Origin of the sequence: Cupriavidus oxalaticus (genome assembly GCF_038900635.1) — a bacterium.
In the GTDB taxonomy this organism is placed as follows: domain Bacteria; phylum Pseudomonadota; class Gammaproteobacteria; order Burkholderiales; family Burkholderiaceae; genus Cupriavidus; species Cupriavidus oxalaticus_B.
Map to the genome: position 1 here is coordinate 1 of NZ_JAYMRX010000008.1, position 24,729 is coordinate 24,729.

A 24,729-nucleotide genomic window follows, 5' to 3' on the forward strand; every position below is an offset into this window, starting at 1 on the left:
ACATGCTGTCGGCTGTTGAACCGCCTGGTTCCGCCCTCCTGGGCGGGTAACTTTTTGTCCGAGCGACAAAAAGTCACCAAAAAGCGCGTTTACGGCCCTGCGGGCGGCCACTCTTATCGTAGTGGGCCGGGGCTCTCGTACGGGGCTGGGCTTCGTTGCAGAGCAGGACTGCCTGACGCCCTGGTGCGCCCGGTGGCTCGGAATTAATGCGATGTTTGAACGAGCCCAGAGCTGTGAGTGGCCCCTGCTGCTGGGGGCAACCTAGGGACGCCTTCGGCTGCGCTGCGCGCCGGCCTTAACGTGGCAGCGCTGGCGTCCATGTCCTGGCTTGCGCTTCGGCCTCGGCGTCGCACGCTTGGGGCCGCGCACACAAAGGTCTTGGTGCAGCGCCGGCAAACTGGCTGGCATTACTTCGTGGGGGCTCCGGCCCTCACCCCCGGCCCCTCTCCCGCAGGCGGGCGAGGGGAGCAAACAAGCGGGCAGGGAAAAAAGGCTGCGGGTTCACCCGCGATAGCGCCAAGCGAGCGCAGCGACGCGTTCCATGCGGCCCCCGACCTGAGAGGCTGCCGCCCACGATAGCGCCAAGCGAGCGTAGCGACGCGTTCCATGTCAGGGCCCCCGACCGGAGATGCTGCCGGCGCGCAGCGCAGCCGTAGGCGTTCCTACGTTGCCGCCAGCAGCAGAGGCCACCCACAGATCTGGGCTCGTTCAATCACCGCATCAATCCCAGCCACCGTGGCGCACCAAGGCGTCAGGCAGCCTTGCCCTGCAACGAAGCCCAGCCCCGTACGAAAACTCTCGCCGACTACGATAAGAGTGGCCGCCCGCAGGGCCGTAAACGCGCTTTTTGGTGACTTTTTGTCGCTCGGACAAATAGTTACCCGCCCAGGAGGGCGGAACCAGGCGGTTCAACAGCCGACAGCATGTCACCAGCAGCGACAGAGGGCGCTAAAACAGCCGACAGCATGTCATCAACAGCGACAACATAGATTCAAACAGACCGACAGCATGTCACCAGCCGCAACCCAAAAACCGATCAAGCCACCTCAACCACCCGTATCTCCACCAGCAACTTCTTAAGCTCGGGCACACAAGACCCACAGTTGCCGCCGGCCTTGACGCAGGCAGTGATCTCAGCCGGCGTCTTCAGATCATGCTTCCGCACCGCATCGCAGATGGTGTTACGCCCTACGCCAAAGCAGGAGCACACCGTCGGCCCGGTATCCGCACCTTTCTCCATTGGCTGGCCGAGCAGCAGGCCGATGCGGTCTGTGTCCTCGAGCCGCTCGCGGCCGAACAGGCCGGACAGCCAGGAACGCGACGGCAGTTCAGGCCGCGTCGACACATATACGCAGGCTTCAAGCCGGTCATTGACGACATAGCCAGCGTGGTACACGCCCGCGGTGCGGTCTTCATATTCGAGCCAGTCCGCTTCCGGATCCGTCACGCCGAGTAGTTCACGCGCCCACGCGGCACGGTCGGATACGGCTTCACGGCCAGCAAATTCGTAGCGCTGGAACTGGCGGCCTTGCACGCGTGTCCAGTACGTCAGCGCCTCGGCCGGCAACTCGCGCCGGCTCAGCACGAAGCCATGCCAGCTGACCCCGAACGGCTCTACCCGCACCGGTGTGTGCTTGAATTCCGGCTCGCCCGAGACCGGGTCGACCACCGGATTGACCAGCGCACCCACGCGCGCATCGGAACTGAACTGCCCGTTCCAGTGGATCGGAACAAACACGCTGCCGCGCGGAATCCCGCCGCCATGATGCACGCGCGCCACCATCGCGCCCCAGCGGGTACTGACGCGCGCCAGCTTGCCTTCGCCCACGCCGCACAGCAGCGCATCCTGAGGGTGCATGTCGACAAAAGGCTCGGGTAAGTGGTCGGCCAGCCGTGCCGATTTGCCGGTGCGCGTCATGGTGTGCCACTGGTCACGCACGCGCCCGGTGTTGAGGATCAGCGGGAAATCTTCGTCCGGCGCATTGGCTGGCGCGCGCGTTGGCGTGGCGACAAAGCGGGCCAGGCCGTCTGCATGCGCATAGCGGCCGTCGCCGAACAGTCGCTGCGAGTCAATCGCAGCGTTGGCAGGAACCGGCCATTGGACCGGCTCCAGGCTGTCGTATTCAGCCTTGTCCAGGCCGGCCAGCCCGCCGATGTCGAACACGCGCGGCGTATCGTCGTTGCGCCAGGCGCTCAGGCGCGCGTGCTCGTCGAAAATTTCGTGCGGCCCGGCATAGTCGAAGCCGGCAAAGCCCATGCGGCGTGCCACGTCGCACAAGATGTCCCAGTCGGCGCGCGCTTCGCCCGGTGCGGCCAGGAAGGCGCGCTGGCGGGAAATGCGGCGCTCCGAGTTGGTGACGGTGCCGTCCTTCTCGCCCCAGCCCAGCGCGGGCAGCAGCACGTGCGCGCCCGCGTTGGTGTCGGTGCGTTCGATGATGTCGCTGGCCACTACCAGTTCGCATTTGGCGAGTGCGCGGCGCACCTGGTCGGCGTCGGGAAGGCTGACCACCGGGTTGGTGGCGATGACCCAGACCGCCTTGACGCGGCCGGCTTCGATCGCCTCGAACAACTCCACTGCCTTCAGGCCGTTGTGGTCCGCCATCACAGGCGACTGCCAGAAGCTTTGCACGACGTCGCGATGCAGCGGGTTGGCCAGCTCCATATGCGCGGCCAGCATGTTGGCCAGGCCGCCGACCTCGCGCCCGCCCATGGCGTTGGGCTGCCCCGTCAGCGAGAACGGGCCCATGCCGGGCCGGCCGATACGGCCGGTCAGGAGGTGGCAGTTGATGATGCTGTTGACCTTGTCGGTGCCGGCGGAGGACTGGTTGACGCCTTGCGAGAACGCGGTCACGGTCTTTTCCGTGCCGGCGAACAGCGCATAGAAATCCAGCACTTCCTGCACACTGAGCTTGCAGGCGCGGGCGACGGCGGCCGGGTCGGAGCAATCGACGTCGGCCGCCTGCAGGGCTTCGTCGAGTCCCGCGGTGCTTGCGGCGATGAAAGTTGCATCGGTATGGTCTTCGCGTGCCAGGTAGCTGAGCAGTCCATTGAACAGCCAGACGTCGGTACCGGGACGAACCGCCAGGTGCAGGTCGGCCAGCTCGCAGGTGGCGGTGCGGCGCGGGTCGATCGCGACGATTTTCATCCCGGGGCGGGCTTCCTTGGCCTTGGACAGGCGCTGGAACAGGATCGGGTGGCACCACGCGGTATTGGAACCCACCAGCACCACCAGGTCGGCCAGCTCCAGGTCTTCATAGCTGCCCGGCACCAGGTCTTCGCCAAAGGCGCGCTTGTGGCCGGCAACGGCCGACGACATACACAGGCGCGAGTTGGTGTCGATATTGGCGCTGCCGATGAAGCCCTTCATCAGCTTGTTGGCGACGTAGTAGTCCTCGGTCAGCAACTGGCCCGAGACATAGAGCGCGACCGAGTCGGGGCCATGGCGGCGGATGATGTCGCTGAAGCCCTGCGCCACGGTATCGAGCGCACGGTCCCACGAAACCTGCTGCAGCTGGCCGTCGGCATCGCGCAGCTTGGGATGGAGCAGGCGGCCTTCCAGGTCCACGGTCTCGCCAAGTGCCGAGCCCTTGACGCAGAGCCGGCCCTGGTTGGACGGATGCTGCGCGTCGCCCGCGATCTCGACCTGGCCGTCGGCGCGCACCGTGGCACGCACGCCGCAGCCGACGCCGCAGTACGGGCAGGTCGTGGCGGTGGTAGTGGTCAGGGTTGCAGATACAACCGGGATGTCGGACAGGTTCACGCGTTCTCCGTGCGGGGTGCGTTATATGGCATTGGCAATGCTCAGGCAGCGAGCGCTTCGCACTGCGCCTTGCCGAACAGCAGGCGCTGGCGCAGCGCCCCAACCGGCGTGCGGCGCTGGATCATGTCGAAATACCACGGCCCGTCCTGCACGTCGCCGTACAGCACGGCGCCGACCAGGCAGCCATCCTGCAGCACCAGGCGCTTGTAGACGCCGCGGCGCGCGTCGCGCAGCACGAGGTCTTCGGAGCCTTCTGCACCGATGAAATCGCCAGCGGAATACAGGTCGACGCCGGTCACTTTCAGTTTAGTCGCGGTGGCCTGCTGCACGTAGCGGCGATGGCCGGCACCGGCGAGATGGGCTGCGCACACACGCGCCTGGTCCCAGATCGGCGCGACCAGCCCGAACGTAGCCTGGCGATGCTGGACGCACTCGCCGACCGCGTAGATGCGCGGATCGTAGGTCTGCAGCGTGTCATCGACGACGATGGCGCGTTCGCAGTGCAGGCCCGCGCCGGCGGCGAGTTCGATGTTGGGGCGCACGCCTGCGGTCATCACCACCAGGTCGGCCGGAATTTCGCTGCCGTCCTTGAAGCGCACGCCAGTGACGCGCTCGGTACCGAGGATCTCCGCGGTCTGCGCGCCCAGCAGGAAATGCAGGCCCTTGCGTTCCAGCGCGCCCTGCAGCAGCGTGGCGGCGGGCTTGTCGAGCTGGCGTTCCATCAGGCTGTCGGCCAGGTGCACCACGGTCACGTCCATGCCCTGGCGCAGCAGGCCGTTGGCCGCTTCCAGTCCGAGCAGACCGCCGCCGATCACCACCGCGTGGCGGTGATTGCGCGCGGCATGCAGCATGGTCTCGACGTCCTGGATGTCGCGGAACGCGATCACGCCTTCGAGCTGGTGGCCCGGCACCGGAAGGATGAACGGCTTGGAGCCGGTGGCCAGCAGCAGGCGGTCATAGCGCACCTCGCGTCCCGACGCGGAACGCACCACGCGGCGCGGTCGGTCGATCGACACCACGGGATCGCCGGCGAGCAGCTCGATGCCGTTCTCTTCGTACCATTCGCGCGTGTTGAGCATGATGTCCGCCACCGTCTTCTCGCCAGCCAGTACCGGCGACAGCAGGATGCGGTTGTAGTTGCCGTGCGGCTCGGCGCCGAACACCGTGATGTCGTACAGGTCCGGGGCGAGCCTGAGCAGCTCCTCGACGGTGCGCATGCCGGCCATGCCGTTGCCGACGACGACCAGCCGCGGACGGGCCTGGGTGGAATCGGACGGCGTCATGCCGGCATCTCCGGAGCTGGGCGTGAAGGCGGTGGTGAGCATCGGGGGCGCGACGAAAGAGGTGGATAAAAGGCGGATCAGGCGGCGAGTTCTTCCTCGGCCTCGCGCATCGCCACGCTGCTGGCGGCAACCCACACCTTGCCGTCGTAGACGCGCGCGCTGTAGGCGTTGACCGACTGCTCCGGCGCTTCCAGGCATTCGCCGGTGCGCAGGTCGAAGTGGTGCTTGTAGATGGGCGAGGCCACCACCAGGCGCTCGCCCAGGTTGCCCACCAGCCCGCGCGACAGCACCGCCGCCTGCGAGTTGGGATCGAAGTTATCGATGGCGTAGACCTCTTCGCCGCGGCCGATGCGGAACACGGCGATCTGCTTGTCATCGACCAGCGCGCACACACCAGTATTGGGCACGATATCGCGAACGGTGCAGACCGCGGTCCAGGTTTCCGGCTGGTGGGGATGGCTCATCACGTTCTCCTTGAATGCTTGCACGATCAGGCTGCTTTTGCGGGCACGGCGACCACGGGAATGTGGCCCAGCCGCGAACGCTGCAATTTCCGTTCCTCCGGCGTGGCCGGGCGGATCTGGCCACGTTCTTCGATGAAGACCAGGTTGTCGTCGCGGCGATCGCTGTTGACGAAATGGCGGAAGCGCTTGCGTGTCTCGGGATCGGTCACGGCCTTTTTCCACTCGTCTTCATAGGTGTCGACCACGTGCTGCATTTCGGTCTCCAACTCGGCGGCGATGCCGAGCTTGTCGTCGAGCACCACGGCCTTCAGGTAGTCCAGGCCGCCTTCAAGGTTGTCGCGCCAGACGCTGGTGCGCTGCAGGCGGTCGGCGGTGCGCACGTAGAACATCAGGAAGCGGTCGATGTAGCGCACCAGCGTGTCGTGGTCGAGGTCGCTGGCCAGCAGTTCGGCGTGGCGCGGCTTCATGCCGCCGTTGCCGCACACGTACAGGTTCCAGCCCTTCTCGGTGGCGATCACGCCGACGTCCTTGCCTTGCGCCTCGGCGCATTCGCGCGTGCAGCCCGATACGCCGAACTTGATCTTGTGCGGCGCGCGCAGGCCCTTGTAGCGGTTCTCCAGCTCGACGGCGAGGCCGACCGAGTCGCCCACGCCATAGCGGCACCAGGTCGAGCCCACGCACGATTTCACCGTGCGCAGCGCCTTGCCGTAGGCATGGCCCGATTCAAAGCCCGCAGCGATCAGCTCTTCCCAGATGAAGGGCAGTTCCTCGGCGCGCGCGCCGAACAGGTCTACGCGCTGGCCGCCGGTGATCTTGGTGTACAGGCCGTACTTCTTGGCCACCTGTCCGACGGCGATCAGGCCTTCGGGCGTGACCTCGCCGCCCGGCATGCGCGGCACCACCGAATAGGTGCCGTCCTTCTGGATGTTGGCCAGGTAGTAGTCGTTGGAGTCCTGCAGGCTGGCGTGCTCTTCCTTCAGCACGAACTCGTTCCAGCAAGAGGCCAGGATGCTGCCTACGGTCGGTTTGCAGATATCGCAGCCCATGCCCTTGCCATGCGCTTCCAGCAGCGCATCGAAGGTCTTGAACTTGCCCACGCGCACCAGGTGGTAGAGCTCCTGGCGCGAGAACGGGAAGTGCTCGCAGATGTGGTTGTTGACCGCCATCCCTTGCTTCTTCATCTCGGCCTTCATGATCTGCGTGACCAGCGGCACGCAGCCGCCGCAGGCGGTGCCGGCCTTGGTGCAGCTCTTGAGCGCGCCGATGCTGGTGGCACCGTCGCACACGGCGCCGCAGATATCGCCCTTGGAGACGTTGTTGCAGGAGCAGATCTGCGCGGTGTCGGGCAGCGCGTCGGCGCCCAGCGCCGGCCTGGCCTTGCCGCTGCTGTCGGGCAGGATCAGGAATTCCGGCGACTCGGGCAGCTCGATCTTGTTGAGCATCATCTGCAGCAGCGTGCCGTACTCGCTGGCATCGCCGATCAGCACGCCGCCGAGCAGGTACTTGCCGCAGTCGGACACCACCAGCTTCTTGTAGACCTCCTTGCGGTCGTCGCTGAACTGGTAGATGCGCGCGCCCGGCACAGTGCCGTGCGGATCGCCGATGCTGGCCACGTCGACGCCCATCAGCTTGAGCTTGGTGCTCATGTCGGCGCCGCCGAACTCGGCAGCCTCGCCGCGCAGGTGACGCGCGGCCACACGCGCCATGTCGTAGCCCGGGGCCACCAGGCCGTAGATCTTGCCGTCCCACAGCGCGCATTCGCCGATCGCGTAGATGTCCGGGTCGGAGGTGCGGCAATTGTTGTCGACCGAGATGCCGCCGCGCGCACCGACTTCCAGGCCGCTGGCGCGCGCCAGTTCGTCGCGCGGGCGGATGCCGGCCGAGAACACGATCATGTCGGTGTCGAGGTGGGTGCCGTCGGCGAACACCATGCGATGGGTGCCGTCCTCGCCGTCGACGATCTCGACGGTGTTCTTGCCGGTGTGCGCGGTCACGCCCAGGCCTGCGATCTTCTGGCGCAGCATGCGGCCGCCGCCTTCGTCGACCTGCACCGCCATCAGGCGCGGCGCGAACTCCACCACATGCGTCTGCAGGCCCATGTCGCGCAGCGCCTTGGCGCATTCCAGGCCGAGCAGGCCGCCGCCGATGACCACGCCGGTCTTCGAGCGCGCGCCGCATTCCTGCATCGCTTCCAGGTCTTCGATGGTGCGATAGACGAAGCAGTCCTTGCGGTCCTTGCCCGGCACCGGCGGCACGAACGGGTACGAACCGGTGGCGAGAATCAGCTTGTCATAGGACAGGGTCTCGCCGGTGGAGACCTTGACCGTGCGCGCGGCGCGGTCGATCTCGACGGCGCGGGCATTCAGGCGCAGCAGCATGTTGTTGTGCTGCTCGAAGAATCCCGCCGGCACCAGCGACAGGTCTTCGGCCGACTTGCCGGAGAAGAACTCGGACAGGTGCACGCGATCGTAGGCGGGACGCGGTTCTTCGCACAGGACGGTCACTTCCAGGTTTTCGGCGCCGGCTTCCGCCAGCGATTCCAGGAACTTGTGACCTACCATGCCGTGGCCGACGATGATCAGTTTCATGATGCTTTCCTTGTCCGGTAGTCAGTCTTTGCTGCCTGATGTTGCTATGGGGTGCTGTGGGGCGATGCGGGTACTCAGTTGGCCAGCGCGCTGTCATACAGCGCCTGCTCCTGGGCCTTGTGCTCGGCGCTGAAGCGGATGGCGATGGCGCACAGGGCAGCGATGGTGGCCAGCACGCCCAGCGCGGTCAGCGTGTGCTGCAGGTCGCCCAGGCCCTTGAGCAGGAAGCCCGCGGCGACGGCGCCTACGTTGCCGCCCGCGCCGATGATCCCGGCCACGCCGCCCAGCGCCTTGCGATCGATAAAGGGCACCAGGGCGTAGGTCGCGCCGCAGGCCATGTGGGTGAACAGGCCGAACAGCAGCATCGCGACCACGGCCAGCGTCACGCTGCCGGCCTGGGCGAACCACAGCAGGCCCAGGCCTTCGCCCAGGATCAGCACGAACAGCAGCGTGGCACGCGCATCCAGGCCGCGGCGGCGGGCCGCCTTGTCCGATAGCCAGCCACCCAGGGCGCGGGCAAACAACGCCAGCAGGCCGAAGCTGGCGGCAGCCATGCCGGCGGCCTTCAGGCTCAGGCCGAAGCGGTCCACGTAGTAGGAGGCGGCAATGTTGTGGATGAAGATCTCGACGCCGAAGCAGGCACCGTAGGTGATGAACAGCAGCCACACGCGGTAGTTGGCGCTGGCGGCGCGGAAGCTGGCCCAGCCGCCGCCGGCTTTTGCGTCCTTCGCGCCGTCCTTGCCGGTGATCGCGATGCCGCGGGCGCGCAGGTCCGAGTAGTTGCCTTCCGGGCAGTCCTGCGTGAAGCGCCAGTAGACGACGGCCATGATCAGCATCAGCACGCCCGGCACCACCAGCGCGAAGCGCCAGCCGAGCGCATGGTCAGCACCCAGCATCAGCACCGCGGCCAGCAGCAGCGGCATGATGGCCTGCGCGGCGCCACCGCCGGCATTGCCCCAGCCGGCCGAGGCCGCGTTGGCGGTGCCGACCACATTCGGTGCGAACATCACCGAGGTGTGGTACTGCGTGATGACGAAACTGGCACCGACCGCGCCGATCAGCAGGCGGAACACCAGGAAGGTCTCGTAGTTCTGCGCCAGCGCCACGCCCAGCACGGGCAGCGCGCCCAGCGTCAGCAGGGCGGTATAGGTCTTGCGCGGGCCGAAGCGGTCGCACATCGGCCCGATCACCAGGCGCACCAGGATGGTCACTGCCACCGCGGCAATATTGATATTGGCGATCTGGCCCGGGGTCAGCCCGAACTCGCCCTTGAGCACCGGCATCAGCGGCGCGCAGGCAAACCACGCGAAGAAACAGACGAAAAACGCCATCCAGGTCAGGTGGAAGGCGCGCATCTGCGGGGTGCTCAAGCTCAGCAGCTCGATGCGGGTGGCTTTGCCGGTCATCGTCACTTGCTCCAAAAAAACAAATGGCGTCCCGCGAGCCGACACATCGATGGTCTGATGAGACAGTTCAGGGGACGCCGTTGTCCTGACAGCCGCTACATGGGATAGCTGCTGCGCATGTGGGGTGGGCCGGTCGCCGTTGACGGGCCCGGACCACATTACGCAAAGGGTGTGCCAGCGCGTGAAGTGACGGCGGGGTGGGCTTTGGAACGCGCAGTGGCGCCGGCGGCAAGTCCCAATGCGCTGTGCTGGGGCGATCGGCGGATCGATGGCACAGTCATGGTGCAGTGCGGTGTGCCGTGCCGGTGCGGTGCAGCAAGAAACGGAAGAGGGTTATGCCTCGCCTTCGGTGCGGCGGGGAGCGACGGGGACGATCTGCATGTCGCGCGGAGACACCAGCACACCATCCTCGTCGACCAGCGCCGCGCGCACCAGCTTGCCGCTGGCCTGCGAGCGGATCTGGACCGGGCCTTCGCCGCAGGATGTCATGTGGCTGTCGCCCCACTGCATCAGGCCGATCAGCACCGGCAGCAACTCCACTGCCGCACGGGTGGGGCGGTACTCGAAGCGCTCGCGCTCGCCGGGCTCGCGGTAGCCGACCTTGCGCAGCAGGCCGGCTTCGGTCAGCGTCTTGAGCCGCGCGGACAGCACGGCGGGGGAACATTCGAGCCGCCTCAGGAAATCGTCGAAGCGCGTGACGCCGTGGAAAACGTCCCGCAAGATAAGAATCGTCCACTTTTCACCGACCAGCGATAGCGTGGCGGCGATCGAGCAATGGCGGAGGGCGGACTCAGTGACGTTCATGATGCAGGCAGCTTAGCATGCTGACTTCATTTGCAAAAGTCAGGTTATTGCCTATACTCTGGCTACAGATAATGTATTCAGGGGTGTGGCATGACAGGCAGGACCGGATCGACCGGAGCGACGACAGAGCAAGCCGCCAGCGAACCGCCGGCAGAAAGCTGGCCCGCGGGCCGGGGCGTGCAGCTGACAATGCGCCGCACCCGCGAGCAGGATCGCGGCGCGCTGCGGGCCATGGTTGACGGACTGTCGCGTGAAAGCCGCTACTTCCGCTTCCTCACCGGCGGGCGCGTGGTCGACGAGATCGTCGATGCGCTGGCCAGCCCGGCGCCTGGCAGCATGGCCCTGGTGGTGGTCGCACCCGACGCGCAAGGGACTCCGGCCATCGTCGCCAGCGCCGAATACGTGGTGACCGGCCGCGTCGCCGAATTTGCGGTGGTCGTCGCCGATGGCTGGCAAGGGCAGGGCCTGGGCCGGCGCCTGATCACGAAGTTGCGCGACCACGCCCGCGCGGCCGGCTTGCGCGCCATGCGCGGCGACGTGCTCAGCGAGAACCGCCGCATGCTGGCGATCCTGCGGGGCCTGGGCTTCAGCAGCCGCCGCAATCCAGAGGACAGCTTCCTGCACGAAGTCTCGATGACGCTGCGGGAGGAAGCCGGCAGCAGCCAGCGGCTGCCGGTGGACTGGTTCGGCGCGTACTGAGCGTTACGCCACGTCCCGGCCGGCGTCGCGCTTGCCGCGCGAAGTCGCCGTGCAACCGACCGAAGCGGTGATGATGCTGGCGATCGCCAGCCACTGCAGCGGGCTCAGCTGTTCATGCAGGAACACCAGCCCGGCCAGCGCGCCCATGGCCGGCTCCATGCTCAGCAGGATGCCGAAGGTACGCCGGTGCAGGCGCTTGAGGGCCACCATTTCCAGCGAATAGGGAATCGCGCTGGACAGCACGCCCACCGCCAGCCCCGCCAGCAGCAGCGGCGGGCTGAGCAGCGCGCTGCCGGCGTGCGCCACGCCAAATGGCAATACCACCAGCGCCGCCATGGTCAGCCCCAGCGACGTGGCCTGGCCGCCGTGTGCATTGCCGGCCTTCTGCCCAAATACGATATAGAGCGCCCAGCCCACGCCGGCGGCCAATGCATAGCCGATGCCAACCGGGTCGAGCGTTCCGGCAGCCTCGCCAACCGGCAGCAACAGCAGCAGGCCCGTCACCGCGCACGCAATCCACAGGAAGTCGATGGCGCGCCGCGACGACATCACCGCCACTGCCAGCGGTCCGGTGAACTCGATCGCAATCGCCAGCCCCAGCGGTACCGTGCGCAGCGACATGTAGAACAGCAGGTTGGTCGCGCCCAGCGCCGCGCCATACAGCGAGATCGCCAGCGCATTGGCGCGCGTCAGGGGGATGCGCCACGGCCGCCATACGCACAGCAGGATCAGCGCCGAGAAACTGACCCGGAGCGCCGTGGTGCCCTGCGCGCCGAGCGCGTCGAACAGATGCTTGGCGAACGACGTGCCGACGCACAGCGATGCCATCGAGCCGGTCAGGGCGAGGACGGCGATAAGGGTCGAGCTTTTTCCGGAGGCGGAGTGCGGCAATTGGAATCCTGGGGGAATGCTCGCGTCTGGTGCGCGATGCAGCCGCATCATGCGGCAAGTCCCCCCATGGCGCCATATACAGGTTCCGGTGCGCGGCGCTGTACAGTTGGTCCGGTCCGCAGGCGCTCAATGGCTGCGCGCTGCCGTCTTGCCCCGCTGTCTCGCGCCGCTTACCCGGCTGCGCTCTGCCGGCACGCCGTTCAGCGTGGCGCGGCGGCTACCGGTGCTGGCGCCTGCGCAGCGCGTGGCGCTGCCGGTGCCGGTGCCTGTGCCTGTGCCTGTGGCTGTGGCTGTGGCTGTGGCTGTGCCGGTGCCGGTGCCGGTGCCGTTGCCGTTGCCGTCGCCGGTGCTTGCGCCGCGCCTGGCGTTGCCGAAGCCGGCGCCCGCTGCGCGGCAGGTGCCGCCGGTCCGGGTGGCGCAGGGCGGGCGCCATTGCCCGTGTTGTCCGCCACCTCCCGCCAGCCGCCGCCAAGTGCCTTGTACAGCGATACCCGGCTGGTCAGCCCGGCGAGCTTGTACGTGACCAGCGACTGTTGCGCGGCATAGAGCTGGCGCTGCGCATCGAAGACGCCGAAGTAGTCATCGACCCCGTTCTTGAAGCGCATCTCCGACAGCCGCCGGGTTTCGCTGGTTTCGCGCACCAGCGCTTCCTGCGCCTTGACCTGGCGCTCATAGGTCGCGCGCGCCGCCATGCTGTCGGCCACTTCGCGGAAGGCGGTCTGGATGGTCTTCTCGTAGTTCGCCACGTTGATGTCCTTGCGCACGTTGGCGGCATCCAGTCCGGCACGATTGCGCCCGGCGTCGAAGATCGGCACCGTCAGCTGCGGCGCGAACAGCCAGGCCATGCCGCCGGAGAACAGCCCCGCCAGGCTGGTGCTGGCCACACCCAGCGCGCCGGTCAGCGAGATGCGGGGGAAGAACGCCGCGCGTGCGGCGCCGATATTGGCGTTGGCGGCCTTGAGCCGGTGCTCGGCGTCGAGGATGTCGGGGCGCCGCTCCAGCAGGCTCGATGGCAGCCCCTCCGGGAACTCTTGCATCAGCGTGCGCGGCTCGAGCGCGTCTGCCGCCGCGCCCGCGGCCGGATTGCCGCCCCCAGCGATCGACTTCGGCAACTGGGTGCCGACCAGCAGCGCCAGCGCGTTCTCGTCCTGCGCCACCTGCCGCGTGTACTGTTCCACGCCAACCTGTGCGGTCTGCACCTGGGTCTGCGCACGATGCTGGTCCAGTTGCGCCATTGCGCCCGCCTGGCGTCCGCGCTGCACCATCTCGGCCGCTTCCTGCTGAGACTTCAGTGTGTCCTGCGACAGCCGCAGCAGCTCGCGGTCCGCGCGCAGCGTCAGATAGGCGTTGGCAACCTCGGCCACCAGCGCGATCTGCGCGCTGCGGCGTGCTTCCTCGGTGGCCAGGTATTGCTCCAGCGCCGCATGCTTGAGGCTGCGCACCCGGCCGAAGAAATCGAGTTCGAATGCGGTAAAGCCGATGCCGGCGTTGTAGGTGGTGATCTGCTGCGACTGGCCCGGCGCGCGCAGCCGCGACGACAGGTGCTGCGACACCAGGCCGGCATTGGCCTCCACCGTCGGGAACTGCGCCGCGCGTTCGATCTGGTAGAGCGCGCGGGCTTCGTCGATAGAAAGCGTGGCTATGCGCAGGTCGCGGTTGTTCGCCAGCGAGAGTTCGATCAGCTGGCGCAGTTGCGGGTCGACGAAGACATCGCGCCAGCCGAGATCGGCGGCGGAAGGTCCGGGCGGCTGCACCGGCTGGGCAGGCTGGCCAGCCTGTCCGGCAGCGGTGCGGGCCTGCGGCGTGCGGTAGGCGGCGCCATCCGGAAACGCCGAAGGAATCGGCGCTTCCGGCCGTTGGTATTGTGGCTCCAGCGTGCAGGCTGCCAGCGCCAGCGACAGCGCCAACACCGAGGTGCGGGGCAGCAGGCGTGGTGTGCGGAAGGAGTGGCGGCTCAGGCTTGGCATGAAGGATTCCCGGAGAGTCAGTGAAAGGCAGTCATTGTTCAGCCCAGCAGCGCGCGCCGCATGAAGCGCGAGATCGCCAGCCGCGGCTGGCCCTGACGGGCGATGTTGTGTGCGGGATCGCTGAACAGCAGGCGGATCAGGCTGTGACGCGCGGCCATGTCGGTATGCAGCGCGATGCCGAGCAACTGGTGCTCGCGCCGTACCACGCGGCACGGAATCCAGCCGGTCTGCGCCAGCCACATCGCGCCCTCCGCGCCGGGCTGGAAGGCGGCAGCCAGCGGCGTAGTCACGGCCACGCCGTTGCAGGACAGGTCGCGCGTGGTGACGCGGTATTCGCGCCCGTCCACGCGCAGCAACGCCGCGGCGCGATGCGGAAAGCGCTCTTCCTTGCGCGGCCGCGGCAGCTCCACGCAGACCAGGAATGAAGCCAGGTACAGCATCAGCGCCACGCCGGTCCATACCGTATTGAAGGCCAGCCCCTGCGCATCGGCATCAACCACCAGCGCGCGGCCCAGCCCCAGCGCCGATAACGCCAGCAGGCCCGCGTACAGCGCCGCGAACTTGCCGTGGATCACCAGCTTCGAACGGTCCAGCCCCTTGTTGGTGACCTTGAACGGCCGCCCGAACGGCTTGAACATCGCGCTGACCAGCGACGCCGTGACCGCCAGCGACGCGACGATCTGCGTGACTTCGGTAAAGATCGGCAGCGCGCGCTGGCCGGTGATCCAGATGCTGTAGGCCCAGTACGCCACCAGCGCGGGCAGGCCATAGGCCAGGAACTGCAGCGGCTCGCCGTACAGCGTGGAGACGCCGAAATACCAGTACAGCAGCGGGCCCGCCAGCAGCATCAGCGTGAATGGCCGCGACATCCAGTGCAGCAGCCCATGCACGTAATGCAGCCGCTGCACCGCGGTGTAGCCGCGCCCGCGCAGCGGCCCGTCGGCGGTCAGTGCCACCTGCACCGTGCCCAGCCCCCAGCGGCTGCGCTGGCTGATGTACTCGGGCAACCCTTCGGCGGACAGCCCCACGCTGAGCCGCTCGTTCAGCCAGCGCGTGATGTAGCCGTGCCGCAGCAGCCGGTAGGTGAGGTGGATGTCTTCGGTGACGGTGCCGGTGGGGAAGCCGCCGACCTGCTCGATCAGGTCGCGCCGCACCACGAACGAGGTGCCGATGCAGAACGCCGTGCCCCACGCATCCTTGGCCGGCTGCATCACGTCGAAGAACGCGCGCTGCTCGTCGACCCAGCACTCGGTGGCGCGCAGGTTGTACTGGATCGGGTCGGCGTTGTAGTAGAACTGGGGCGTCTGCACCACGCCCACGCGCGGGTCGCCGAACAGTCCCACGGTGCGCAGCAGGATGTTGCGGTGGGGCGCGAAGTCGGCGTCGAGCACGAGGATGTATGGCGCGCCGCCGGCTTCGGCGCTGTAGCGCAGGCCGTTGTTGAGATTGCCGGCCTTGGCGTGGGTATTGTCCGGACGGGTCACGTAGTACGCGCCTACGCGGCCGCAGAATTCGCGCAGCCAGTCGCGGCGCGTGTCGTCGAGCACCCAGACGCGGAAATCTGGATAGTCGATCGCCAGCGCCGCAACGATGGTCTTTTCCAGGATGTCCAGTCCTTCGTTGTAGGTGGCGATGAAGATGTCCACGCGCGGCACGTGCGTGGCGCGGCGCAGCGCGGATTCGCCGGCGTCGGCCGCGGGCGAGTGGTTGCTGTTGCGGCCGAGCACCACGATCGACAGCAGCGTGTAGGCCAGCGTCATGCACTCGAACACAAAGAACACATGGGCCCAGGCGCTGGCGAAGGTCGGCTGCCAATCCGGCAGCGTCTCGCGGAGGCGCCAGGTCAGGTAGACCAGCAGCAGCATGCCGGCAATGCCGCCGAACAGGATGCGGTCCATCGGCCGGTCCTGGCGGCACAGCAGCGTCAGCAGCACCATCGCCAGCAGCACGCCGACGTTGATGGCCAGCAGCGACTGGTTCTCGAGGAAGAGGGTGAACATCGTCACTCCTTGCCAGGGGCGTTGGGGGTGTTGGGAGTATTGGGGGTGTTGGCACTGGCCGCGGCAATCGCTGGCGGCGGACACGACGGGTCCAGGCAGCCGCCGGGACGGAACGGATTCCAGCGCGCTGCCGCCAGCACGGCCCACGCGGTGGCGCCAAGGTGCGGAAGGTGGAAGTAGTAGAAGTCTTCAGTGGTCGACGTGGGCCCGATCGATAGCCCCGTGCTGATGCGCGCATCGGGCGTGGCGTAGAGCAGGCCCGAGGGAGCGCGCTGCGACAGCAGCAGCGGCCACAACGGATGCGCCTGTTGCGCGCGGCCGGCGGCCAGCAGCACCAGCGCGGCCTGGCCGGTGCCCTCGGTCCAGATGCCGTCCGGGCTGGCCTTGAAGCCATAACCCGCGCCGGCGCGATGGCGTGCGTCGACCCAGCTCAGCGCGCGGTACCAGTCCCGCGGCGTATCGGGCAGCGCGATCAGCGGCCACAGCACGGCATCGAGCGCGGACGGGCCGGCATTGAGGCCGCGGCCGTCGTCTTTCGTGCCGATCACGAAGCGGCCCTCGCGCGGCTGCCACATGGCATTGACAAAGCCGCGCGACAGCGCCGCGCCGTCGCGCCAGCGCGGGTCGTTGCGTAGGCTGGCGAGCCAGCTGAAGGCGGCATAGGTATCGACGTTGTGCTCGGTCGACTTCCAGCCCTGGCGGATCTGCTTGGGCTCGTGGCCGAAGAAGCCGCCGGTATAGGCCGCGGGTGCGCCGGTATCGGGCACGCTCGCGTGGACCCAGCCCATCAGCGCCGCGGCGCCGTCCAGGTAGCGTGCGTCGCGCGTGGCTTCGTGCACGGCGAGCAGCAGCAGCGCGGCCCAGGCGACATTGCCGGTGGCGGTGCCGGCCTGGTAGGCGTCCTCGAACCAGCGCTTGCTGGGCTCGTCCCACCAGCCGGGCAACGGTGCTGGCCCTGCGGGCAGCGGGCCGGCGCGATAGGCGTTGCGCAGCCGCGCGTCGCGATAGTGGCGGTCCTGCCGGCTGGCCTGCAGCACGGCGTCGGCAATGCGGCGCGCTTCGGCGGGACGCTTGCACGCGACCAGCGCGATGCCGGCCAGCGCGTTGTCGTAGACGAAGGCGGCGTTGCGCAGCGCCGGCACCAGCGGCTCGCCGCCCGGCGCGGGCTCGTAGCTGGCCAGGAACACAGGGCCCGTGCCGGCTTCGCGGCCGACCCGCTCGGTCAATGCCTTGCAGCCCTCGGCCAGCAGGGTTTGCTGCGACGCCAGCGCTTGCGCATGCGCGGCCGCCGGGGCGAGCGCCAGCGCGGCTGGCAGCAACAGCGCGGCGGCGAGCCGGCGCATGCGCGGTGGGGACAACGGTGGTCGGATCATGCTCGTCTCCGTGGTGTCCGTTCGGGTACGTTCAGGACGCTCAGGTCCGTTCAGGTCCGTTCAGGTCCGTTCAGCTCCGTTCAGGTCGGGGGGCTCAGGTCAGCGATGCGCGCAGCTGCCCCAGCCAGCTTTGATCCAGCGTCACGCGCGCCCAGCGGCCCATGCCACAGTGGCCGGAGGTCGCCGGCTTGGTACCGCCCGCGCTGGCCGTGGTCGCCGGAGCGGCTGCATTCGGCTTGTCCGGCAGCTTGCCCAGCGGCCGGTCGAGCTTGGCGATGACGTAGATCTCGTTCTTTTCGATCGGTGGGAACGGTACGAAGTAGCGCGCCTGGTCGCCGTCGGGCGCGCGCGGCAGGATCTCCGCCACCGATGCCGGCAGCGCCGCGGGCAGCCCGTCGACATGCACGTTCAGGCGCGCACCCGGCAACAAGTTGTCGCTGAGGCTGCGCGGGAACACTGCCACCACGCGCGTCTGCGCGCAGTTGCTGGCTCGCGCCAGCGTCGCGCCCGCTGCAACGCGCATGCCGGGCTGCGCGATCAGGTCTTCGATGGTGCCGGGCTCGGTCGCCCGGATCTCCAGGTTGGACAGCCGGTCGATGCGCTGCTGCTCGGTGGCGAGCAACTCGTCGACTGACTTGCCGTACGCCTGGAGTTGCTCCAGTTCGGCGGTCAGCTGCGCGGATTCGGCGCTCAGCGCCTGGCGCCGCTGCGACAGCGATGCGCTGGGGCCGTCCGCCGACGAGGCATAGACCTTGTTGCGCGAGGCTTCGCTTTCGCCGACGGCGCTGTCCAGCTCGGCTTTCACCGCGGCCTTGGCGTTGGTCAGCATCGACAACTGGTAGCGCGAAGCATTGGTGTAGGCCTCGCTCACCGCGCCGGCCCACTGCATGTTCTGGTTGCGGTTGACGATCTCCTGCTGCTGGTCCTCCTGCGCGGTGGCCGACGCCAGCCGTGCCTGCAGCGCGCGCACGCGCGTCGCATGCTCGCGCTGCGCGGCGCCGTTGTAGCGCTGCAGGTCCTGCTCGGTGGCGCCCATCAGCCGGCGATTCGATTCCAGGCGTGCCCGCGCGGAATCGTAGCGCTGCTGCGTATCGAGCTTCTTGCCGGTCAGTTCGACCAGCAGTGAACGGTCGATGTTCGGGTTCTGCACCGCCATCAGCGGCTGGTTGGCGGTGAAGCTCTGGCCCGCTGCCACCTTCTGCTGCATGACGATGCCTTCGACCGGCGAGGTCACCAGGCTGACGGGACTGTTGATCACCGCACGCTCCGATGAACGCGTAAACACATTTGGAAACATCATCGTCAGCACCGCCCACACGATGAACAGCACCACGCCATAGCCGGCCATGCGCGGCACGATATGCCACAGTGGGACGGCCACGGGATGCTGGCGCTGCACCAGGCCGTCGCCATTCGGCTGGGGCCGCGACGCCGGAGCCAGGGTGTGGCGCGGGGGCTGTGGAGGTTGAGGGGAAGAGGGGGACGGTGGGTTGTTGCGCTGGTCGGCCATGGTCTTTGTTCTCCGGCAAGCAATTCAAAAGCATCTCTCCCGGCTGCAGGCATCGCATGCCGGACGAGCAAATTCGCAGGCAAGCGCGTGGCGTCGCGCAAGGGCTGTCGCGCGATGCCCGGCCTGCAAGTCCCCAATTCAGCTTGTTGTCTGCAGCACGCGCGCTGCGGCAATCAGCCGCGGCGGCGCACCTTGCATCGGACCTCGGTCCGGTCCGTGGATTTGCCCGTTCTGTTTCGGGCAGCGTTGAACCGTGGCCATCGCTGCTGTGGGCAGCAGCGATGGCCACGATGTGGCAGCCTGTTGACGCGAAGAATCATTCACTCAGGCCGCCGCGCGTGAGTTAAGGCTAGTCAGTTGCCCCCTGGCTTGCTGTAAGAATGTGTAAGGGCAGGTCGTAGAACTGCTTAATACGGCCTTAAAACTGACAGTTTTCAATGGAGGACGCGACGGCTGCAGGCAAGGGCCAGGAACGTTGGCTGGCGCGGGCTGCAGAATTTCGGACAGGCGCTGACTGATCGCTTGCCAGGCGTTATGCGCGATCATCCGCAGCAAGCGGTGGGGCGACTTGTTCCAGCGGACGGCGTTCGGCATCGATGCCAAAACGCAACGCCAGCAGGCCGGCGACGATGACCAGTGCCGCACCGAGGCCATAGCCCGCGGCCACGGCTTCGCGGCTGCCGCTCTCGATCAGCGCGCCCAGCAACAGTGGCGCGATAAACCCGCCGGAACCGGTACCTACGGCGTAGAACACCGAGATCGCCAGGGCGCGCATTTCCAGCGGGAACACTTCGCTGGCGGTGAGATAAGCGGAACTCGCTGCCGCCGAAGCCAGGAAGAACACTGCCGACCAGCACAGCGCCTGCGCGCGCGCATCGAGCCAGCCTTCGACGAAGGCCCAGCCCGTCAGCGCCAGCCCGATGCCGGCCAGCACATAGGTCGCGGCGATCATGCGACGGCGTCCGATATGGTCGAATAGCGGACCCAGCAGGAAGGGTCCGGCGGCATTGCCAAGTGCGAACGGGAAGATGTATAGCGCTACCCTCGCTTCCGGAACGTGGTAGAAGCGCGTCAGCACCAGCGCATAGGTGAAAAAGATGGCGTTGTAGAAGAACGCCTGCGCCACCATCAGCGCCAGCGTGATCGTGCTGCGCTGGCGATAGCGCCGCAGCAGCAGGCGCATGACCTCGCCCACGCCGGGGGCAGCGCGCCGGCGCATCGCGACGGCGGCGCAATCGGATGCGACCGGCGGCAGCGGCCCATGGCTTGCCCGCACCTCGGCCTCGATCGCGGCGACCACGCGCTCGGCTTCTTCCAGGCGCCCATGCGTGGCCAGCCAGCGCGGGCTCTCGGGCACGTGCCGGCGCACCAGCACGATTGCCACCGCCAGCAGCGCGCCCAGGGCAAAGCAGGCGCGCCAGCCCCAGACCGGCCCGAGCACGCGTGCATCGAGCAGCAGCAGGCTCAGGCCCGCGCCCAATGCCGCGCCGAGCCAGAAGCTGCCGTTGATCGCCAGATTGACGCGCCCGCGCACGCGCGCGGGGATCAGTTCGTCGATGGCGGAATTGATTGCCGCGTATTCGCCGCCGATGCCCAGCCCGGTCAGGAAGCGGCAGGCGGCAAAGAAGGCAAAGCCCGGCGCGAACGCGGTGGCCAGCGTCGCGAGCATATAGACCGCCAGCGTGGCCAGGAACAGCCGCTTGCGCCCGAGCTGGTCGGCCATGCGGCCGAACACCAGCGCGCCGATGACGGCGCCGAGTATGTAGAGCGAGCCGGTCCAGCCGACCTGCGTCGCGCTCAGCCCCAGCGTGTCCGGACGCTCCAGCACGGCGCCGACCGAGCCCACCAGCGTGACCTCGAGCCCGTCGAGCACCCAGGCAATGCCCAGCGCGATGGTGACGCGCCAGTGCCAGCGCGACCACGGCAGGCGGTCCAGCCGCCCGGGAATGTCGGTGCGGAATGCGGTATCGAGCGGAAGGGTGGCGAGCGCGCTATCGGCTGGCGTTGCGTTCGGCATTGCCAACCAGTATAGGCGCCCGGCTTCAGCGGTACAGCACCGTGGGCAGCCAGAGGCCGATGCCGGGGAAGACGTACAGCAGCAGCAGCGCGATCAGCTGGATGCCCATGAACGGCAGCATGCCGAGGAAGATCTGGTTCAGCGTCACGTGCGGCGGCGCCACGCCCTTCAGGTAGAACGCGGCCATCGCCACCGGCGGCGACAGGAACGCGGTCTGCAGGTTCAGCGCCACCAGCAGGCCGAAGAACAGCGGATCGATGCCGAAGTTGTCCAGCAGCGGGATGAAGATCGGCATGAAGATGATGATGATCTCGGTCCATTCCAGCGGCCATCCGAGCAGGAAGATGATGATCTGCGCCAGGATCATGAACTGTACCGGCGACAGGTTCAGCGACAGCACCCACTGCTCGACCAGCGCCTGCCCGCCCAGCAGCGCGAACGCCGCCGAGAAGATCGACGAGCCCACGAACAGCCAGCACACCATGGCGCTGGTCTTGGCCGTCAGCAGCACCGATTCCTTGACCACGCGGAAATTGAGCTGGCGATAGGCGGCTGCCAGCAACGCACCGCCCAGCGATCCCACCGCCGCCGCTTCGGTCGGCGTGGCCAGCCCGAATACGATCGAGCCCAGCACCGCCAGGATCAGCAGCGCCAGCGGGAAGAACGAACCCAGCAGCATCTTGAAGATTTCCAGCCGGGCCAGGCTGAAACGCCAATAGAAGTAGGCGAGCAGCAGCAGCACCACGCCTGACGTGATCCAGAACCAGCGCGGTGCCGGGGTGGCCGCGCTTGCAGCGGGTGCCGGCTGTGCATCGGCTTGTGCGGCCGGTGTTGCAGCGGGCGTTGCAGCGGGAGTCGCGGGCGGCGTCGCGCCTGGTGCCGCGGTGCCCGCGGGAGCGTCTGGCGCCGGCACCGGCGATTCATCCGGCGGCGCCTGCAGATCATCCAGGGGTGCGCTGCTGTCCTCGGCTCCGCCAAGCGCCTGCGGCGCTTCGGCCGCGACGCTGGCGGCCGGCGCGGTCACTGCCTCGTACAGCGTGCCCATGATCACCGCGACGGCCAGCGCGGGCAGCAAGACGATGCCCAATTGGCGCGCGAACGCGGCGACGGATACGTCTGCATTGCGCGGGCCCTTGAATGCGCGCAGCATGCCGGCGCCGAAGGCGGGCAGTGCGCGTACCGCGCCGCCGGCCTGCAGCGTGCTGGCCAGCGCCGGCAGCGGCACCGCACGTTCGCCCTCGGACAGCGGCGGCGCCAGCGACGGCTTGAGCTTGGCGATGATCAGGATGTACAGGATGTAGAGCCCGGTCAGCATCAGCCCCGGGAAGAAGGCGCCGGCATAGAGCTGTACCACCGACACGCCCGCCGTGGCGCCATACACGATCAGCAGCACCGACGGTGGAATCAGGATGCCCAGGCATCCGCCGGCAGTGACTGCGCCGGCCGACAGCGTCGTGCTGTAGCCGGCGCGCAGCATCGCGGGAAACGCCAGCAGGCCCATCAGCGTGACCACGGCGCCGACAATGCCGGTGGCCGTCGCGAAGATCGCGCAGGTCACCAGCGTGGCCACTGCCAGCGAGCCGGGGATCCAGGCCAGCGCCAGGTGCAGGCTGCGGAACAGCTTCTCGATCAGGTTGGAGCGCTCGACCAGGTAGCCCATGAAGACGAACAGCGGGATCGAGATCAGCACGTCATTGGTCATGACGGCATAGGCCCGCTGCACCATCAGGTCCAGCGTCTGCTGCACCGCGATCTCGGGATTGGCGTGGCGATAGGCCAGCCATGAGAACAGCACGCCCATGCCCATCAGCGTGAACGCGGTAGGAAAGCCCAGCATGATCGCCACCACGATCAGCGCGAGCATCAGCAGGCCGAGATGCCCGTTGGTCCAGTCGCCAGGCGCGGGCATGAACCAGATCACGGCGCCGACAATCAGCGCCATCAGCGTCACGCCGAACCAGAGTTCCTTTCTCATCGCGCGGCGTCCTCGCGGTGGGGTGGCGGGGGCGTCTCGACCAGCTCGGCCGTGGGCGTGCCATGCACCATTTCCTTGAGCTTGTCGACGTCAACTTCCTCGACATCGCCTTCGCGCGGCGGCCATTGCCCGCGCCGCAGGCACAGCACGCAGCGGATGGTCTCGGCCACGCCCTGCAGCAGCAACAGCGCGCCGGCAATCGGGATCACCGCCTTGAACGGGTAGATCGGCGGCCCGTCCGCCGCGATCGATGAATGCTCGTTCTGCGCCAGCGAGACCTCGAAGAAATCGATGCCGGCCCAGGCCAGTGCGATCACGCCGGGAAAGAAGAAGGCCAGGTACAGCACCAGGTCGATCGCCGCCTGCATGCGCGGCGACAGGAAGCCATACAGGATATCGCCGCGCACGTGCCCGCGCTTGGCCAGCGTGTAGGCGCCGGCCAGCATGAACAGCGTGCCGTACAGCATGTTGCTGGCATCGAATACCCAGGCGTGCGGCGCACCGAGCGCGTAGCGCGAGAATACCTCGTAGCTGATCATCAGCGTCAGCGCGATGATCAGCCACGAGCCGGCCTGGCCGACGAAAGTGCTTACCCGGTCGATACCGAACAGCAGGCGTTGCACGATGGTGTCCCGGCGCTGCTCAGCTGCGCTTGGAGAAGTAGTGGCTTGTCGCCAGCCGGAAGTCGACGTTGGTGTCGTTCTGCCAGCGGGTGGCGCGCTGCGCGAAGGCCTTCATCGAGTCGTTGACCTTCTTGAACATCGGGTTTTCCTTCTCCTTGCGCGCCACGATCTCGTCCCAGACCTTGAGCTGCGCCTGCAGCACCGAGTTGGGCGTCGCATAGAACTTCACACCCTGCGCCTGCAGCGCCTGGTAGTCCTTGGAATAACGGTCGATCGCCTTGATCGACATTTCCGCCGACGCCGCCTCCACCGCGTTGGCGATCAGCGCCTTCATCTTGGCGGGCAGCGCGTCATAGCGCTTCCGGTTGAACAGGATCTCGAACTGCTCCGAGGGCTGGTGGAAGCTGCGCAGCATGCAGACCTTGGACACGTCCTGGAAGCCCAGTGCGCGGTCAGAACTGGCATTGTTGAACTCGGCGGCGTCGAGCAGGCCGCGGTCCATCGCCGGCACGATTTCGGCGCCGGGCAGCGCGTTCACCGCGGCGCCCAGCCCGGTGAAGATGTCGATCGACAGGCCGACCGTGCGGAATTTCAGTCCCTTGAAATCCTCCGGCTTGGTGATGGGCTTCTTGAACCAGCCGAGCGGCTGCGTCGGCATCGGCCCGTACAGGAACGAGACCACGTCGAGGTTCAGGCTGCGGTAGATCTCTTCCTGCAGCTGCTTGCCGCCGCCGTACTTGTGCCAGGCCAGCAGCATGTTCGGATCCATGCCCCACGCGGGGCCGGAGCCCCACAGCGCCAGCGCGGAGTTCTTGCCGTACCAGTACGCGATCACGCCGTGGCCGCCGTCGAGGGTGCCCTTGCTGACGGCATCGATCAGGTCGAACGCCTTGACCACCGCGCCGGCGGGCAGCAGTTCGATCTTCAGGTCGCCGCCCGACATGTTGTTCACCTTGGTGACGAAATCGCCGGCGAACTCATGGAAGATGTCCTTGGTCGGCCATGTGCTCTGCCAGCGCATGGTGACCGGGCCCTGCGCCTTGACGACTGCGGGGAATCCCATTGCCGCAGCGCCGGCTGCTGCCCCGGCGGCGCCGCCGAGAAAGCCGCGCCGCGAGACGCCACCCGCGCCGCCAGTTTCGGGAGCAGCCTGCTTCGCCTCTGTTTTCCTCGTCCTGGATGCCATGATTGCCTCCATGTGTGGGTGGAATGACCGCGAGCGCTGGCCATGGGCCGAGGCAGCTCGCCACTGTCTTGAACACCGGAAAAGTCGGGAAAATCGGGAAAGCGCCGGACCAGGAAGCTGCACGCGCGCTGTGCAGGGTGGCCCTTGATTACCTTCATGGTAGGAAATGGACAGAGAACCACA

The 24,729-nt window shown here is 67.4% G+C and carries 16 protein-coding genes; 1 reads left to right on the top strand and 15 read right to left on the bottom strand.

The window, feature by feature from the left end; translation table 11 throughout:
- Nucleotides 1-1,036 precede the first annotated feature (1,036 nt).
- From VSR71_RS14875 to VSR71_RS14900, 6 genes are all read right to left on the bottom strand, one after another.
- On the bottom strand, nt 1,037-3,760 hold the full coding sequence (locus tag VSR71_RS14875; protein WP_342914627.1) for a molybdopterin-dependent oxidoreductase: 2,724 nt from the start codon (nt 3,758-3,760) through the stop codon (nt 1,037-1,039).
- Nucleotides 3,761-3,801: 41 nt separating this feature from the next.
- Nucleotides 3,802-5,043, bottom strand: coding sequence for an NAD(P)/FAD-dependent oxidoreductase (locus VSR71_RS14880; protein ID WP_342914628.1), 1,242 nt, complete (start codon nt 5,041-5,043; stop codon nt 3,802-3,804).
- A gap of 77 nt (nt 5,044-5,120) precedes the next feature.
- Nucleotides 5,121-5,507, bottom strand: a complete 387-nt coding sequence (gene nirD / locus VSR71_RS14885) for a nitrite reductase small subunit NirD (protein WP_342914850.1) — start codon at nt 5,505-5,507, stop codon at nt 5,121-5,123.
- A 26-nt stretch (nt 5,508-5,533) separates the two neighbouring features.
- Nucleotides 5,534-8,095, bottom strand: a complete 2,562-nt coding sequence (gene nirB / locus VSR71_RS14890; RefSeq protein ID WP_342914629.1) for a nitrite reductase large subunit NirB — start codon at nt 8,093-8,095, stop codon at nt 5,534-5,536.
- 74 nt (nt 8,096-8,169) lie between these two features.
- Entirely contained in the window at nt 8,170-9,501 is a 1,332-nt protein-coding gene (locus VSR71_RS14895) for an MFS transporter (protein ID WP_342914630.1), read from the bottom strand.
- A gap of 333 nt (nt 9,502-9,834) precedes the next feature.
- Entirely contained in the window at nt 9,835-10,305 is a 471-nt protein-coding gene (locus tag VSR71_RS14900) for a helix-turn-helix domain-containing protein (protein WP_342914631.1), read from the bottom strand.
- Nucleotides 10,306-10,494: 189 nt separating this feature from the next.
- Between VSR71_RS14900 and VSR71_RS14905 the strand changes: the two genes are divergently transcribed.
- The gene (locus VSR71_RS14905; RefSeq protein ID WP_428979405.1) at nt 10,495-11,004 is read left to right on the top strand and encodes an N-acetyltransferase family protein; all 510 of its coding nucleotides are present in this window, start codon (nt 10,495-10,497) and stop codon (nt 11,002-11,004) included.
- Nucleotides 11,005-11,007: 3 nt separating this feature from the next.
- Here VSR71_RS14905 and VSR71_RS14910 read toward each other — a convergent pair whose 3' ends face one another.
- The 9 genes from VSR71_RS14910 to VSR71_RS14950 all read right to left on the bottom strand — a co-directional run bounded on the left by VSR71_RS14910 (nt 11,008) and on the right by VSR71_RS14950 (nt 24,423).
- Nucleotides 11,008-11,832 carry an EamA family transporter gene (locus VSR71_RS14910; RefSeq protein ID WP_428979413.1) on the bottom strand — a complete coding sequence of 275 codons (825 nt, stop codon included), beginning with the start codon at nt 11,830-11,832 and terminating at the stop codon, nt 11,008-11,010.
- 263 nt (nt 11,833-12,095) lie between these two features.
- Nucleotides 12,096-13,862: an efflux transporter outer membrane subunit gene (locus tag VSR71_RS14915; RefSeq protein ID WP_342914634.1), complete on the bottom strand. Its 1,767-nt coding sequence runs from the start codon at nt 13,860-13,862 to the stop codon at nt 12,096-12,098.
- A 38-nt stretch (nt 13,863-13,900) separates the two neighbouring features.
- A complete protein-coding gene (locus VSR71_RS14920; RefSeq protein ID WP_342914635.1) occupies nt 13,901-15,862 on the bottom strand; it encodes a glycosyltransferase family 2 protein in 1,962 nt (653 codons plus the stop codon).
- A 2-nt stretch (nt 15,863-15,864) separates the two neighbouring features.
- Nucleotides 15,865-17,235, bottom strand: a complete 1,371-nt coding sequence (locus tag VSR71_RS14925; RefSeq protein ID WP_428979406.1) for a hypothetical protein — start codon at nt 17,233-17,235, stop codon at nt 15,865-15,867.
- Between the two features lie 94 nt (nt 17,236-17,329).
- On the bottom strand, nt 17,330-18,745 hold the full coding sequence (locus VSR71_RS14930; RefSeq protein WP_342914636.1) for an HlyD family secretion protein: 1,416 nt from the start codon (nt 18,743-18,745) through the stop codon (nt 17,330-17,332).
- Nucleotides 18,746-19,277: 532 nt separating this feature from the next.
- The gene (locus VSR71_RS14935) at nt 19,278-20,762 is read right to left on the bottom strand and encodes an MFS transporter (RefSeq protein WP_342914637.1); all 1,485 of its coding nucleotides are present in this window, start codon (nt 20,760-20,762) and stop codon (nt 19,278-19,280) included.
- Between the two features lie 25 nt (nt 20,763-20,787).
- Nucleotides 20,788-22,737: a TRAP transporter large permease gene (locus VSR71_RS14940; RefSeq protein WP_342914638.1), complete on the bottom strand. Its 1,950-nt coding sequence runs from the start codon at nt 22,735-22,737 to the stop codon at nt 20,788-20,790.
- A complete protein-coding gene (locus tag VSR71_RS14945) occupies nt 22,734-23,360 on the bottom strand; it encodes a TRAP transporter small permease subunit (RefSeq protein ID WP_342914639.1) in 627 nt (208 codons plus the stop codon). Before VSR71_RS14945 ends, VSR71_RS14940 begins: the two co-directional genes overlap by 4 nt.
- Before the next feature lie 19 nt (nt 23,361-23,379).
- Complete coding sequence (locus tag VSR71_RS14950) at nt 23,380-24,423, bottom strand: TRAP transporter substrate-binding protein (RefSeq protein WP_342914852.1); 1,044 nt, start codon at nt 24,421-24,423, stop codon at nt 23,380-23,382.
- Nucleotides 24,424-24,729 lie beyond the last annotated feature (306 nt).